Genomic DNA, 13,825 nt, shown 5'->3' on the forward strand with positions numbered 1-13,825 from the left:
AAGTATAGGAGTAAAAAATGTATGATAAAATAAAATTTCTAACTGCTGGCGACTCTGCCATAGTAATGGAATTTGGCGACACTATTGAAAAAGAAATAAACGCCAGAATTGCCGCAGTTGTAGAAAGTTTAAAAAAGAAAAATATTGACGGGATCTTAGACATTTTGCCAACTTACAGGTCTATATTAATTAATTATGACCCAGTAAAGATTTCCTATGGCGAAATGGTTGATACCTTAAAGGGACTTAGCAAAGCTGACTCAGGTGAGCAAAGTGACGAAGTTAGACTTATTGAAATCCCAACAATTTATGGTGGCGAATATGGTCCAGATATTGACTTTGTAGCTGAGCACGCAAATTTATCTAAAGACGACGTCATAAAGATTCACTCTGGCACAGATTATTTAGTTTATATGATGGGATTTATCCCAGGTTTTACTTATCTTGGTGGACTTGATGAGAGAATTGCAACTCCAAGACTAAAGAGCCCAAGATTAAAGATAGAAGCTGGTTCAGTTGGTATTGCAGCAAATCAAACTGGTATGTACCCACTTGAATCTCCAGGAGGATGGCAATTAATAGGAAGAACTCCACTTAAACTTTTTGATGATACTAAGGAACCACCTGTATTCATCCAAGCTGGTGACTACATTAGATATGTCCCAATTGATCAAAAAGAATATGACAGAATTAAAGAAGAAGTGGAAAAAGATACCTACAAGGTTTCAATTAAGAAGGTAAAGAGGGGTGATCTTCATGAGTAGTATCGATGTAATTAACGGTGGAATTCTAACAACAATTCAAGATGCTGGTAGATATGGCTACCAAGAATTAGGTATTCCTACATCCGGTGTCATGGATGATTACAACTACAGACTTGCCAATATCTTAGTTGGAAATAAACTTGATGAAGCTGTCCTTGAAATGACATATTTTGGACCAACTCTTAAGTTTAACGAAGAGCTTACACTTGCAATCACAGGTTCTGATATGAACCCAAAAATAAATGGTGAGCCTGCACCTATGTTTGAAACTATAAAGGTTAAGGCTGGCGATACTTTACAATTTGGAAAGGCCAATGAAGGTGTCAGGGGCTATCTTGCCTTTGGTGGATCTATAGATGTGCCTGTAGTTAATGGTTCTAAGTCAACTCACATGAAGACAAAAATGGGTGGTATTGACGGAAGAGCTTTAAAACCTAAGGATACATTAAAGATTAAAAAATCTAAAGACAAGACAATGAGAAGAATACCTGAAAAGTATCTTCCTAAGTTTAACCACTGTAATGTTCTAAGAGTTGTTCTTGGACCTCAAGATGACTACTTCACAGAAAAGGGAATCCACGACTTATTTAAATCAGGTGGCTACCAAGTGACTAAGGACTTTGACAGGATGGGAATTAGATTAAAAGGAACTGCTATTGAACACAAGGAAACTGCAGATATTATTTCTGACGGAACTAACTTTGGTTCAATCCAAGTGCCTGCTAATGGTCAACCAATTATTCTTGTAGCAGATAGGCAAACTACTGGTGGTTACACAAAGATTGCTAACGTAATTACACCAGACCTTCACAAGCTTGCTAACATGTCCTTCCTAGATAAAATTTTATTCCAAAAAGTTACTATCGAAGAAGCACAAAAGGCAACAGTTGATTACAAGAAAAACTTCGAAACAATTAAGAAGGAGTCTGTAATATGAAATTAAGTGAACTAGGTAAATTACACCCAAGAGATGTAAGAGAACTTATTAGAAAGGGAGAAGTTGACCTTCCAACTTCTGGCATGAGTGAAGGCTACCTACAAGCAAACCTTGCAATCCTTCCAAAGAAATATGCCTATGACTTTCTACTATTTGCTCAAAGAAACCCAAAACCTTGTCCAATCCTTGAAGTTCTAGACGAAGGAAGCCCTCTTACAAAAATAATGGCTGACGGAGCAGACATAAGGACAGACGTGCCAAGATATAGGATTTATAAAAATGGCGAATTTGTTGAAGAAGTTAAGGACCTAAAAGACGTGTGGCAAGATGACTTTGTTACATTTGTTATTGGATGTTCCTTCTCTTTTGAAAAAGCCATGCTAGAAGCAGACGTGCCTGTAAGACACATTGAAGACGAACACAACGTTCCAATGTATATTACTAACATAGCAACAGAACCAGCAGGAGTTTTCCATGGAAACACAGTTGTATCTATGAGGCCAATTCCTTACAAGGATATTGTTAAGGCCACAACTGTAACTGCAAGATTCCCAGCAACTCACGGAGCTCCAATCCACATTGGCGATCCATCTGTTATTGGAATTAAAGATGTTGACAAGCCAGACTTTGGTGAAAGAAGTGAAATTAAAGAAGGAGAAGTGCCAGTATTCTGGGCTTGCGGTGTAACACCTCAAGCAGTAGCTATGGCATCTAAACCTGAAATCATGATCACTCACGCACCAGGTCATATGCTTATACTAGATAAAAAAGATTCTTACGTTTCAGTATTTTAAAATAAAAATTCTTATCTGCCAGGGAAACTTGGCAGATTTTTTATGCTTAAATTTATATTTTAGTTTTTGTAGATTAAGTAAATAAGGAGTATAATTAAGTAAAGCAATAAAGAGATGGGAGAGGTGGATTATGAAAAAATATTTTAAAATTTTATTAGCTTTTGCAGGTCTTATGCTTTTACTCACTGGATGCGGGAACAAATCTCTCTATTCTATGAAGACAGATTTGTCAAATGAAAGAGGTCTGGAGATGTTAGTTGGAAAGATTGACTGGAGACCCTATAAGCTTGAAGCTTATAAAGTAAAAAACCAAATTTTAGAAATAAAACTAAGTGGAGAGTCTGACATAAGTCAAGACGAGGCTGCAAAGGCAGGATTTATATATGGGGTAATCCTCCTTATCTTAACTGATGCAGAAGAAGTTAGGTATACAGGAGAAGACCTATACTTTGGTTCCATTGATAAGGACCTTGCCAATGAAGCTTTGAAAATCAAGTATGGGAAAGAAGTAGATGATTATAAGAAGAGCCAAGAAGACTTTGACAACTTAATTGAAAGACTAAAAAATGAAAAATTTGAAACTGGTGCTGCTAAATTTGAAATGATGGAGTGAAGACTATTTTAATAATTTTTAAATTTCATCATCAATTTGTGATATTATAATTTGTAGTTTATAAATTGAGGATGATTTAATTTGGAAAATATTTATATACTTATAATTTTGAACTTAATAAATTTTATTCTCTATGGCCTGGACAAGTTCAAAGCCAAGCACAAGATGTGGAGGATAAGTGAGAAGACCCTTATTACATTTTCACTTGTTGCAGGTCTTGGTGGACTTGCTGGAATGGAATTTTTTCATCACAAGACTCGCGAGAGAAAGTTTTATATTGCAAATTTTATAGGAATACTTGTGACAATTTATGTGACATTAAAATAAGGATGCCTAGTTGAAGTGACTATTCTCAATAAAAAACCCCTCATGCCAGAATATCTCATTACAAAAATTGGTGATTTCTAAATCTCAAACTTCTAAAATCGCAAACTCGCTTCGCTCAAACAATGCGATTTTAGACGAAGTTTTTCAATTTGAAATCTACACAATTTTTGACCTAGGATATTCTTAGCAAGAGGGTTTTATATTTTAATACTGAGGATGCATACATGGCATCCTTTTTTTATTGTAAAAATTTATTTATAAGCTATAAAAATCTAAAAAATTTAAAACAATCAATAGGCTTCGATCTCGCCCAAGATGTCTCTTCCATCTAACATTTTTAAAATATTTTTGATGTCCAAGATAATCACTCTTTCCTTCTTTAACTTCTCCTTAGTTTCTTTTTTCAAGAAGGATGTGTTGATAAAAAGAACGGGAATTATCTTGTCATACAAGCCTGAGAACTTGTCCAAGAGTTTCTGCACTTCTTTTTCTGACAAGACTTCTGTGTTCCTGTACTTTTTAATTTCCAGCGCATACCTCTTAGAACCCTTCTTTACATAAAAGTCGAAGGAAGTGTCCTTGTCTTCATTCTTAAAGCGTTCTAGCTGGTATCCAGTCCTTTGGAGGGCAATTTGTGCCAAGCCTTCTGCTGTTACTTCTTCGTCTAGGCTTGATAGGCCTCTCAAAAGGTTTTTGGGAAAGATTTTAAAGATTCCCGTACAGATTTCTTCTCCGCCAGGCCCATACTTGTAGTCGAAACCAACTAACATGTCTTCAACAATGTTGAAGTTGCCATGGGCCAAGGAGTTTCTTATGTGTCTCAAGAGACAATCTGTTTTCGATTCGCCTTCTGACTTTGTCAAAATAATTTTTTGAGAGTGGGGACAAATCTTTTTGTCGTAAAACTTTACTATGTCATGGTCTATATATTCTAGGAAGGCCACGTCCTTGTTCTCTAAATTCATATAATTTTTTATTATTCCAAAGACAAAATTTTCAAAATTAAGAGAAGATGTGAGCTCATTTTCTTGTGACTGGGCTGAATTTATATTGGGAACATACCAAAGAAGGTATTCCAAATTTTTTGTCATTTCTCTTGTCAGGTCCAGGGGCTTTTTTTCGTGTTCGATTGTATAGGGGACCTTCTTATTACAATTTTCAAATTCAAATCCAAATCTTTTTAAGTTGACAGGCATTTTTCCACCTCTTTCATCATTCCTTAAGGAAAGTATAACACAGTTTTTAATATTTATTCTTCTTAATATTATTGACAAGTGGAGGAAAATTTTATTAAATGAATATTAACGAATATTTAATACTTGGAGGTAAAAATGGAAAACTTTAATAACTCAGAAAAGAAAAAGAAGTTTGTTCCATCAATTGAAACAGAACTCAGGAGGAGACAAGTTTCTGTACCTGAAGTAATTTACAGAGCAAGTGGGATAAACTTTATGGGAAAGAGGATAAAGTCTCTTATATTTACTAATGATATACCTATTATCGTAAACAATAACGCCCAGGCAGTTATGTCTGTCTATCCCTTTACACCTCAACTTAAAATTGTATCTGCTATAATGGAAGTTGCGTCAATGCCAGTCTTTGTAGGAATTGGTGGAGGTACAACTTCAGGACTTAGGTCAGTTAACATTGGTCTTCAAGCTGAGCTAATGGGAGCAACTGGAGTTGTCGTAAATGCCCCTATGACTAATGAAAATATTAGTATGATATCCAAGGCTCTTGACATTGCAGTTATAGCTACTGTTATTTCAAGGTATGACGATATAGAGGGTAAGGTTGCAGCTGGTGCCAGAGTTTTAAATATTGCAGGTGGAAAAAACACTGCAGAACTAGTAAGATATACAAGAAAGCTACTTGGAGATGAGTTTCCAATAATAGCTACAGGCGGTCACACCGATGAGCATATTATTGAGACAATCGAAGCAGGAGCTAACGCTATCACCTACACACCAGTATCAAGCTCTGATATTTTTTCTGAAGTAATGGATACTTATAGGGAAAATAAGAGAGAGGAAGAGAGTAAATAGAAAAGGAGAAAAAATGGAATTTGGATTTTTATCGATAGTTCCTCCAATTGTTGCCATTGCCCTGGCACTTATAACAAAGGAAGTAATAACTTCTCTGTTAATTGGAATTATAGCTGGAGGACTTATCTTTACAGGTGGAAATATTATTGCCGCCTTAGAAACAGTTTTTACACTAATGGGGACCAAGCTTGGGGACAATGCCCTTATGCTGGTTTTCTTGGCTATGCTTGGATCCTTGGTCATGGTAATGAACATGGCAGGTGGATCTTTTGCCTATGGTAAGTGGGCAAGTAAGAAGATTAAGAGCAAGAAGATGGCAAAACTTGCCACAGCCTTCTTGGGAATTATAATTTTTATTGACGACTACTTTAACTGTCTTACAGTTGGAGCAGTTATGAAACCAATAACTGATGAGAACAAGGTATCTAGGGCCAAGCTTGCCCACATTATAGACTCTTGTGCAGCTCCAGTTTGTATCCTGGCACCAGTTTCATCTTGGGCGGCATCAGTTGTTGCCGTTATTGGAGATACAGGGGTTGCAAACCCAATGAGCGTCTTCCTATCAACAATCCCTATGAATGTTTATCCTCTTATGACCCTTCTTATGATTTTATATTTTTCAACAACTGACATAGAAATGGGAGTTATGGAGAAGTATGAATTAAATGACACGTCAAAAATAGTTGAAAAAGAAGATGTGGGTTATGAATATTCAAAAAACGGAAGAGTTTTCGACCTTGTCCTTCCAATTGTAGTCTTAATTTTTGTAACAATAATGATGATGTTAAAGACTGGAGGTTTCTTCTCTGAAGGAGTTGGAGCTGGAGCAGCCTTTGGAGATGCAAATGTAAACTTGTCTCTTGTAATTGGAGCCTTCTTTGCAATTGTTGTTTCTTTTATCCTTTATATTCCAAGAAAACTTTTAAAGTTTGATGACTTTATGAAGGGGATAGTGGAAGGTATGAAGACAATGGTTTCTGCTATTGTTATCCTATCTCTTGCATGGACAATTGGTGGAATCACAAGTGATGAATTCCTAAATACAGGATCTTATATTGCATCACTTATAGCTAATTCAACTATGCCAATGTGGATGCTGCCTGCAATAATCTTTGTAGTAGGTGCCTTCTTGTCCTTCTCAACAGGAACTGCTTGGGGAACTTTTGGTATTTTAATTCCAATTATGGTGCCAATCCTAATGCACACAGACCACATGCACTTCTTGTCAATTATTCTTGCTGCAATCTTCTCAGGCTCAGTATTTGGAGACCACTGTTCACCAATTTCTGATACAACAATTTTGTCATCAGCAGGAGCAGGTTGCGACCACATAGCCCACGTGTCAAGTCAGTTGCCCTATGCAATTAGCGTTGGTGTTGCATCCTTCTTGGCCTTTCTAGTATCAGGTATACTTGACAAGCCAAACCTCACACTTCCAATAGGCATAGTCTTCTTGGCAGTAATTGTTTTTGTAATGAGAAGACTAACAATAAATAAATATTTAAAAAATGTAAATAATTAAATTTTTTAGGCTGGCTCTGCTGGCCTTTTTTTATTGGAATGTTTTAAATGAAAAATTTTAGAAAGATGAAAAAGTTTTTTTAACTACTTTAAAAATCTTTTAATGTGGTATATAGTTTAGGTAAGATAAAGAAAGGGGGCTGCTATGACTTTTCAAATTGAAAAGAAAGATATTTTAGACTACGACGTTGATGCAATAGTTAATGCTGCAAATAAAGAGCTTAGACCTGGCGGAGGAGTTTGCGGACAAATCTTTTCTCGTGCAGATGACAAAGAATTAGAAGAAGAATGTAAAAGACTTGCCCCAATAGAGCCTGGCCAAGCTGTTGTGACAAAGGGATATAAGCTAAGGGCAAAAAATATTATCCACGCTGTGGGACCAATTTATTTTGATGGAAAACAAGGAGAGAAAGAAGTTTTACAAAAAGCCTACAAGTCTGCACTTGACTTGGCAGTTGAAAATGATTTTAAATCTCTTGTCTTCCCACTTCTATCTTCAGGGATTTATGGTTATCCACTTGAAGAAGCGGCAGAAGTTGCTGTTTATACTATTAGAGACTTTTTAGAAGATCACGATCTTGATGTGACCATTTCAGTTTTAAATGACAAGTTTCTAAATGTTTTAAAAGAAAAAAATAAAGACTGGATGGAAAAATAAAATAAGACAAAAAAAGATAGCTTGTCACAAAAGACAGGCTATCTTTTTACTTGCTTGTAAAAGTATTCTTTGAAAATTTAAATTACAAGTTCTTTAGTTTCTTGAAAAAACTTTTGAAAATCAAAATTTTTTAACTTATCAATAAAATAATCTCTTTACTTCGTTTCTCATTCTTATCTTGCCAGCGTGGTAGGCAACCTTGCCAGCTCTTTTTGGATTTAAGAGGGCAAGGAATCTCTTGAGTCTCCTCTTCCTTCTTCTCAATTTTCTTTTTGGTTTAATCATCTTTATAAAGGCAATAAATTTTATTAAACTAGATAATTTTTTCATACTTCCTCCTAATTAATTTATTTTTTTCTTCTTGCCAGAAGATTTTGTTTTATTTAAAGATTTTTTTGAATCCTTATCTTTTTTCTTTGAAGTCTCGTTGTCATTAGATTCATCCTCATCCATATTTTCATTATACCATTCCCTGGTGTGGATATTGCAATAAGACTTAGGAATAGTCATGTAGTCCTCAGGGTAGATTCCATAGTGGTCTTTGGCATCGTAGCCTTCCTTTCTCTCAAAGAGAACTGTGTAGAGGACTGACTCACTTGGACAGAATTGGTTGGCAAGCTTGCCTGAGTCCTTACATATTAAATATTTTTTAAATAAGTCGTCATTTTCCTTTGGCTCAGTTCCAGAAATAAATTTTTCTGTGTATGAAGCGCCAGCATAATTAGAAAGCTTAGTTGCAAGTTTTCCACTCTTTGATGAAATTTTTCTCGATACAATGTAGGAAGGGTCTTCTTCAAACTTTTCTTCCTGGCCAATATTTTTTGACATCCTGTTAAAGAGATTTAGGGCATCTTGACTATTGGCTGCAAGAGAAATCTTTGGTGTGTCTGCTCCTAGCCAAAAGGAAACTGTGTGGGACTCATTAAAGGCATTTACAAAATAATCTGAATTAGTCTTATTTTGTCCCAAGTAGGCTCCAGTTTCTGAAGAATTTATTTTTGCTCCCTTGGCATTTCCATTTTTAGCATTTCCAATAAAGATATCTCTCAAGAGGTAGGACGATTTCTCGTCGAAGAGCCTCTTATTTTTATTGGAGTTGTCAATAATTATGTTGCCACTTGGGTCTTCAATTTTTAATATACCAGTTTCTTCTTTGTAGACTCCTTGGTTGGCAATAGTTTGGTACATCTTTGATAAGTCAGATAAGCGAAGGCCTACCTGCATATTGCCAAGAGCTAGGGATTCAAGATTTTCGTCATTTTTATTTTTGTTGTCGACATGTGAGATGAAGTAGTCCTTATTTTCTTCATCAATTACATCGAACTTCTTTAAGACATCCATGGCCTTGTCCTTGCCAAGCTCTTGTAATATTTTTGCAGGTATTACATTTGATGATGCTTCCATAGACTTGCGAAGGGTCATTAGTCCCTTGAAGGAGTTATAATAATTTGCTGGCCAAAAGTTTCCATCAACAGTCATTGGCACGTCGTCGTAGACATCTCCAAGAGTTTTACCAGATTCAAGGGCCGGAAGATAAACACTAAAGGGTGTAAGAGCAGAGCCAGGCTGTCTAAAGGAATCTGTTGCACGATTTAAAATCTTTGCGTTCTTTGTCCTGACATCAAGGCCACCAATAATCCCTTCTACAAAACCAGTTTCATTGTTAACTGCAATCATGGCAGATTGTGGTTGGACTACTGGGTCTTCCTTGTAATCAAAGTACTTATTTGAAATAATTAAGTTTTCATTTTCGATTTTATAAAAATCTGGAAAATCCTTTAAATAATCTCCGTCAATAATCAAATAATTATTCTTTAATTCTCCAGCCCCTTCTTCGATTTTTAGGCCTCCAAGTTCATAGGTCCTTAAAATTTTATCGTCGCCAAGTTCATAGGCATCTATGATGTCAATTTTTTGACCAGTGTCCTTGAAGTAGAGACTCTTTATCTTCAAGTCGCCATGAGATGAGATACTGTAAAGGGACTTTGGAATAATAAGGTTTAGCTTGTCGTCTAGGATATTTTCCCTTGCAAAGTATAATACTTCGTCGCCAAAAATAATATTTTTCCACTCATCGAAGTTTAAGTTTAGCATCCTTGCTCCACCAGCTGACGAATAATTTAAGAGGAGCTTTTGGAAGCCCTCATACTTGTCTTCCAAGTCCTTTTGGATTTCTTCATCAATTGTGGAGTAAACCTTGTAACCACCTGTGAAGAGTTTGTGTTCTCCTTCCTCTAGACTTATCTTGTAGAAGTCAGATAGGTATCTTGAAGCTTCTTTTTTTATGTAGTCTGTGGAGTAAGTGGACATGGTGTGGTTTTTAAAATTTTTTGGGTTTAGGTCAGACACAATGTCAAAATTTTTTGCCTTTTCATACTCAGTGTCGTCAATATAACCAAGCTCGTGCATCCTCATTAAGACAGTTTTTTGCCTCTTGAAGGCATCGTCGTTTAAAACCATGTAGAGGTCCTTGCCGTCAATCTCACGAGTCCCGATGACCCTGAAGTCATCTTCCAAGTACTCAGGAGGGACTGACTTAAAGGGTGAATAATTTGTTGGTGACTTTGGTATTGATGCAAGAAGAGCAGCTTCTGCAATGTTTAAATCAACAGCAGACTTTGAAAAATAAGTTTGGGCTGCAGCTTCAATCCCATAGGCACCTTGGCCAAGATTAATTCTATTAAGATAGGCTTCAAGGATCTCATCCTTAGTCAAGGCATCTTCAACTCGAAGTGAAAGGTAGGCCTCTTGAATTTTTCTCCCAAGAGTTTTTTGGTTTGTGAGATAAACTGAGCGAACTAATTGCTGAGTTATTGTTGATCCACCACGCAAGAGAGACCTTGATTTTATATTTGCAGCAATAGATGATGCAATCCCAATGGGGTCAAGGCCCTTGTGCTTGTAGAACCTGTGGTCCTCTATGGCAACAAAGGAATTTTTTATGTCTTCAGGAATATCTGTAATGTCAATAAGACTTCTGTACTCAAGAGATTCAATTTTTTCAATTAAATTTCCTTCCTTGGAATAAATATAGGAGCTCTGGTTAAAAGATGAGCTCAAATTATTTAAGTCTGTGGCAGGAGTTTTTGAAATTATTGAAACTATGAGAGCAGAAAAAAATGAAATAAGTAAAACAAAAATCAAAAGCAAGACCAAGAGTCCAATTTTTATTTTTTGATTTTTATTTAAATTTTTAAAATTATTTTTTAATTCTCTTAAGTTTTCCATACTTTCTCCTTTGTACAATTATAACATTTTAACAAGCTAAATACTATTAGATGGTTTTTGAAACTGTGAGGGATGTAGTATAATGTAGCTATGGATAATGTTTATTTAGAGAATTTAAATTCAAATAAAAAATTAGAGAGAGTTATAACTGTTGGAACAAATCTTGGGGCCTATCCTCACAGTCTTGAAACTTCTATGCAGGAGCTTAGTGAGCTTGTCTATGCAGACGGGGCTGAAGTTGTGGGCGAGGTAACTCAAAATATTTATAAATTTAACCCCAAGTATCTAATTGGATCTGGTAAGGTCGACGAGATCAAAGAAATGATTGAGCTCCTAGAAGTTGATGCCGTTGTCTTTAACGATGAGCTTTCTGGTATCCAGGTAAGGAACTTGGAGAAGAGAATCAAGAAGAAGGTAATCGATAGGACAAACTTGATCTTAGATATTTTTGGCCTTCGTGCCACTACTTATGAGGCCAAGCTCCAAGTTGAACTGGCAAGACTTGAGTATCAACTTCCAAGACTTTTGGGAATTGATGGTTGGTCAAGAACTGGTGGTGGAATTGGTACCAGGGGACCAGGTGAGCAAATAATTGAGACCGATAGGAGAAGGTTAAAAAGAGAAATCGATAAGATTAAGGAGAAGCTTGAAAAAGCCAAGAAGACTAGAGACACCACAAGGGAGAGAAGGATTGACTCTAATATCCCTATTGTGTCCTTAGTTGGTTATACAAACGCAGGTAAGTCTACGATTTTAAACAGGCTCAAGGAAGAAGAGTCGGGAGAAGTTTCTGTAAAAAATATGCTTTTCGAAACCCTTGACCCATCTTCAAGAAAGGCTAGACTTCTTTCTGGTCGTGAGTTTATAATTTCTGATACAGTTGGTTTTGTTTCTAAGCTTCCAACAAAAATTGTCGAGGCCTTTAAGTCTACCCTTGAAGAAATTAAGTATTCGGACCTAATCCTCCACGTAATTGACGCATCAAGTGAAGACCTAGAGATTCAATACAATACAACTATGACAATCTTAAAGGATATTGAGGTCCTAGACAAAAATATAATCACTGTATTTAACAAGGTGGACAGGGTTGACCTCTATGACATCAACTTACCTCTTAGAGTTATGCCAGACAAGAAGGTTTATATTTCTGCTCTTAAGGATGAAAATATGGACTCCCTCTTAAAAATAATTGAGGACAATCTTGATGAAAAATATTTTGATGTGAAATTAAAATTTGCCTACGACGACACAGACCTCCTCTACAAACTAGTAGAAAAGTTTGATGCAAAACCTATCTATGAAGATGATGGAATTTATTTAGACCTCAAGCTTGAAGAAAGAGAATACGAAAAAGTAAAGGATTATGTTGTAAATGTATAAGACAATTTTAAAAGATGGGAAGGCAGAAATTGAAATAAAAAAATCAATTTTTATTGGTCACGCATATTTTGTAAAAAGTGAAGAAGAGGCCTTAGAAATTTTAGGTAGAATCAAGGAAGAACACAGGTCGGCAACCCACAACTGCCACGCCTATATAATTGGCGAAGATGGACTGACACAGAGGTATTCTGATGATGGAGAGCCATCAGGAACAGCAGGTATCCCTATGCTTGAAGTTTTAAAAAAAGAAGAAATGAGAAATGTCCTTGTCATTGTAACCCGCTACTTTGGTGGGACTAAGCTGGGAGCAGGTGGCCTTGTTCGTGCCTACACAGAAGGAGTCGTAAAAGCCCTAGATGAGGCCAAGAGGTGTGAGAGAAAAAATTTTACCAGGACAAAAATTATTTACGACTACACCTTCCACGGTGCTATCGTGAACTTGTTAGCAAATGAAAATTATAAAATCATAGAGGAAAATTACACAGATAAGGTTGAAGTGACAATTGATATTGGTGAGGACAAGTCTATTCTTGATAAGATCAGGGATATTACATCTGCAAATTTTGAAAAAGAAGACTTGGAAGAGATTGAACTTCCAACTATTGATGGAAAAATTATTTATTAAATTTAGGAGAAATTATGGATTATAAAAAATTAACAGAAGACTTAGTTAAGTGGGTAGAAGATTATGCAAAAGAAGTTGGAGTCAAGGGCTTTATCTTTGGTTTGTCAGGTGGAATTGACTCAGCAGTGGTTGCTGCTATTGCCAAAAGAGTTTTTCCAGACAATTCTCTTGGATTAATTATGCCTTGCGACAGCATCGACAAGGACAGGGAAGATGCCCTAAAAGTTGCTGAGGCTCTTGGTCTTGAGACAAAGACAATTGATTTGACAAAAACTTTTGAAGAATTAATGGATGCCTCCTTCACATCAGACAATAGGATGGCAAGGTCAAACATCAAGCCTAGACTTAGGATGACCACACTTTATTATTATGCCCAAGATCTTGGTTACTTAGTGCTTGGTCCATCAAATGCCAGCGAGTGGTATCTAGGTTACTCAACAAAGTATGGGGACTCTGGTGCAGACCTTATGCCAATAGTAAATATTTTAAAGACAGATATCTTTGAAGTGGCAAAGGAACTTGGACTTCCCGATTTTATAATAAATAAAAAGCCATCAGCAGGCCTTTGGGTGGGACAAACTGATGAAGATGAAATGGGCTTCACTTATGACGTTCTCGATTCCTATATCAGGGGAGAAAAAGTTCCAGAAAAAGAAATCAAAGAAAAAATCGACAGGATGCACAAGAATTCTGCTCACAAAAGATCTATGGCTCCAAGTTTTAAATTCTAAGAGGAGATAAAAATGGGAAATCATCAACTTAGAAATTTATTTATCTTACTAGTTATTATGGGAGCCTTTGATGTCTACAGGTATTTTACAACTGGCATAGTAATTTCAGATTTAATTTACAAGTATATTTTTGTAATCGGCGTCTTCTTGATAACTTGCTTTATAGTTTATGTAATTTCTAGAAGAAATGAATAAAATAAAT

The 13,825-nt window shown here is 36.1% G+C and carries 15 protein-coding genes; 12 read left to right on the forward strand and 3 right to left on the reverse strand.

The genetic code is table 11. From position 1 onward, the window contains the following. The first annotated feature begins 17 nt into the window (after nucleotides 1-17). From pxpB to I6I93_RS07065, 5 genes are all read left to right on the forward strand, one after another. Nucleotides 18-764, forward strand: coding sequence for a 5-oxoprolinase subunit PxpB (gene pxpB, locus I6I93_RS07045; RefSeq protein ID WP_112889971.1), 747 nt, complete (start codon nucleotides 18-20; stop codon nucleotides 762-764). Beyond that, nucleotides 757-1,701, forward strand: coding sequence for a 5-oxoprolinase subunit C family protein (locus I6I93_RS07050; RefSeq protein ID WP_112889972.1), 945 nt, complete (start codon nucleotides 757-759; stop codon nucleotides 1,699-1,701). The genes pxpB and I6I93_RS07050 overlap by 8 nt, the downstream gene beginning before the upstream one ends. After that, nucleotides 1,698-2,495, forward strand: a complete 798-nt coding sequence (locus I6I93_RS07055; protein WP_112889973.1) for a putative hydro-lyase — start codon at nucleotides 1,698-1,700, stop codon at nucleotides 2,493-2,495. Before I6I93_RS07050 ends, I6I93_RS07055 begins: the two co-directional genes overlap by 4 nt. Before the next feature lie 130 nt (nucleotides 2,496-2,625). After that, nucleotides 2,626-3,108, forward strand: coding sequence for a hypothetical protein (locus I6I93_RS07060; RefSeq protein WP_112889974.1), 483 nt, complete (start codon nucleotides 2,626-2,628; stop codon nucleotides 3,106-3,108). An 81-nt stretch (nucleotides 3,109-3,189) separates the two neighbouring features. Next, nucleotides 3,190-3,435 carry a DUF1294 domain-containing protein gene (locus I6I93_RS07065; protein ID WP_112889975.1) on the forward strand — a complete coding sequence of 82 codons (246 nt, stop codon included), beginning with the start codon at nucleotides 3,190-3,192 and terminating at the stop codon, nucleotides 3,433-3,435. A gap of 290 nt (nucleotides 3,436-3,725) precedes the next feature. Here I6I93_RS07065 and I6I93_RS07070 read toward each other — a convergent pair whose 3' ends face one another. Then, complete coding sequence (locus I6I93_RS07070) at nucleotides 3,726-4,631, reverse strand: restriction endonuclease (protein WP_112889976.1); 906 nt, start codon at nucleotides 4,629-4,631, stop codon at nucleotides 3,726-3,728. 135 nt (nucleotides 4,632-4,766) lie between these two features. On the opposite strand from I6I93_RS07070, the gene I6I93_RS07075 reads away from it, so the two are divergent. The 3 genes from I6I93_RS07075 (at nucleotide 4,767) to I6I93_RS07085 (ending at nucleotide 7,659) form a co-directional block, all read left to right on the forward strand. Next, nucleotides 4,767-5,480: a hydrolase gene (locus I6I93_RS07075; RefSeq protein WP_070702498.1), complete on the forward strand. Its 714-nt coding sequence runs from the start codon at nucleotides 4,767-4,769 to the stop codon at nucleotides 5,478-5,480. A 13-nt stretch (nucleotides 5,481-5,493) separates the two neighbouring features. Beyond that, nucleotides 5,494-7,002: a Na+/H+ antiporter NhaC family protein gene (locus tag I6I93_RS07080; RefSeq protein WP_112889977.1), complete on the forward strand. Its 1,509-nt coding sequence runs from the start codon at nucleotides 5,494-5,496 to the stop codon at nucleotides 7,000-7,002. A gap of 144 nt (nucleotides 7,003-7,146) precedes the next feature. Continuing rightward, entirely contained in the window at nucleotides 7,147-7,659 is a 513-nt protein-coding gene (locus I6I93_RS07085; protein ID WP_112889978.1) for a macro domain-containing protein, read from the forward strand. 138 nt (nucleotides 7,660-7,797) lie between these two features. Here I6I93_RS07085 and I6I93_RS07090 read toward each other — a convergent pair whose 3' ends face one another. Beyond that, nucleotides 7,798-7,989 carry a hypothetical protein gene (locus I6I93_RS07090; protein ID WP_112889979.1) on the reverse strand — a complete coding sequence of 64 codons (192 nt, stop codon included), beginning with the start codon at nucleotides 7,987-7,989 and terminating at the stop codon, nucleotides 7,798-7,800. A 12-nt stretch (nucleotides 7,990-8,001) separates the two neighbouring features. Further along, nucleotides 8,002-10,887, reverse strand: coding sequence for a transglycosylase domain-containing protein (locus I6I93_RS07095; protein ID WP_112889980.1), 2,886 nt, complete (start codon nucleotides 10,885-10,887; stop codon nucleotides 8,002-8,004). Nucleotides 10,888-10,977: 90 nt separating this feature from the next. Here I6I93_RS07095 and hflX point away from each other — a divergent pair, with 90 nt between their 5' ends. The 4 genes from hflX to I6I93_RS07115 are packed head-to-tail and all read left to right on the forward strand — an operon-like array spanning nucleotide 10,978 to nucleotide 13,818. After that, on the forward strand, nucleotides 10,978-12,267 hold the full coding sequence (hflX, locus tag I6I93_RS07100) for a GTPase HflX (protein WP_112889981.1): 1,290 nt from the start codon (nucleotides 10,978-10,980) through the stop codon (nucleotides 12,265-12,267). Continuing rightward, the gene (locus I6I93_RS07105) at nucleotides 12,260-12,892 is read left to right on the forward strand and encodes a YigZ family protein (RefSeq protein WP_112889982.1); all 633 of its coding nucleotides are present in this window, start codon (nucleotides 12,260-12,262) and stop codon (nucleotides 12,890-12,892) included. The genes hflX and I6I93_RS07105 overlap by 8 nt, the downstream gene beginning before the upstream one ends. 14 nt (nucleotides 12,893-12,906) lie before the next feature. After that, nucleotides 12,907-13,623 carry an NAD(+) synthase gene (gene nadE / locus I6I93_RS07110; protein WP_112889983.1) on the forward strand — a complete coding sequence of 239 codons (717 nt, stop codon included), beginning with the start codon at nucleotides 12,907-12,909 and terminating at the stop codon, nucleotides 13,621-13,623. A 12-nt stretch (nucleotides 13,624-13,635) separates the two neighbouring features. Beyond that, nucleotides 13,636-13,818 carry a hypothetical protein gene (locus tag I6I93_RS07115; RefSeq protein ID WP_112889984.1) on the forward strand — a complete coding sequence of 61 codons (183 nt, stop codon included), beginning with the start codon at nucleotides 13,636-13,638 and terminating at the stop codon, nucleotides 13,816-13,818. Nucleotides 13,819-13,825 lie beyond the last annotated feature (7 nt).

This window comes from Peptoniphilus harei, from assembly GCF_016726485.1.
In the GTDB taxonomy this organism is placed as follows: domain Bacteria; phylum Bacillota; class Clostridia; order Tissierellales; family Peptoniphilaceae; genus Peptoniphilus_A; species Peptoniphilus_A harei.

What these genes read in the sequence shown, in the direction of transcription:
- I6I93_RS07050 (WP_112889972.1), top strand. Translation starts at nt 757, where the DNA reads ATGAGTAGTATCGATGTAATTAACGGTGGAATTCTAACAACAATTCAA.
- I6I93_RS07080 (WP_112889977.1), top strand. Translation starts at nt 5,494, where the DNA reads ATGGAATTTGGATTTTTATCGATAGTTCCTCCAATTGTTGCCATTGCC.
- I6I93_RS07070 (WP_112889976.1), bottom strand. Translation starts at nt 4,631, where the DNA reads ATGCCTGTCAACTTAAAAAGATTTGGATTTGAATTTGAAAATTGTAAT.
- I6I93_RS07090 (WP_112889979.1), bottom strand. Translation starts at nt 7,989, where the DNA reads ATGAAAAAATTATCTAGTTTAATAAAATTTATTGCCTTTATAAAGATG.
- pxpB (WP_112889971.1), top strand. Translation starts at nt 18, where the DNA reads ATGTATGATAAAATAAAATTTCTAACTGCTGGCGACTCTGCCATAGTA.
- I6I93_RS07105 (WP_112889982.1), top strand. Translation starts at nt 12,260, where the DNA reads ATGTATAAGACAATTTTAAAAGATGGGAAGGCAGAAATTGAAATAAAA.
- I6I93_RS07055 (WP_112889973.1), top strand. Translation starts at nt 1,698, where the DNA reads ATGAAATTAAGTGAACTAGGTAAATTACACCCAAGAGATGTAAGAGAA.
- hflX (WP_112889981.1), top strand. Translation starts at nt 10,978, where the DNA reads ATGGATAATGTTTATTTAGAGAATTTAAATTCAAATAAAAAATTAGAG.
- I6I93_RS07115 (WP_112889984.1), top strand. Translation starts at nt 13,636, where the DNA reads ATGGGAAATCATCAACTTAGAAATTTATTTATCTTACTAGTTATTATG.
- I6I93_RS07075 (WP_070702498.1), top strand. Translation starts at nt 4,767, where the DNA reads ATGGAAAACTTTAATAACTCAGAAAAGAAAAAGAAGTTTGTTCCATCA.
- I6I93_RS07060 (WP_112889974.1), top strand. Translation starts at nt 2,626, where the DNA reads ATGAAAAAATATTTTAAAATTTTATTAGCTTTTGCAGGTCTTATGCTT.
- I6I93_RS07095 (WP_112889980.1), bottom strand. Translation starts at nt 10,887, where the DNA reads ATGGAAAACTTAAGAGAATTAAAAAATAATTTTAAAAATTTAAATAAA.
- nadE (WP_112889983.1), top strand. Translation starts at nt 12,907, where the DNA reads ATGGATTATAAAAAATTAACAGAAGACTTAGTTAAGTGGGTAGAAGAT.
- I6I93_RS07085 (WP_112889978.1), top strand. Translation starts at nt 7,147, where the DNA reads ATGACTTTTCAAATTGAAAAGAAAGATATTTTAGACTACGACGTTGAT.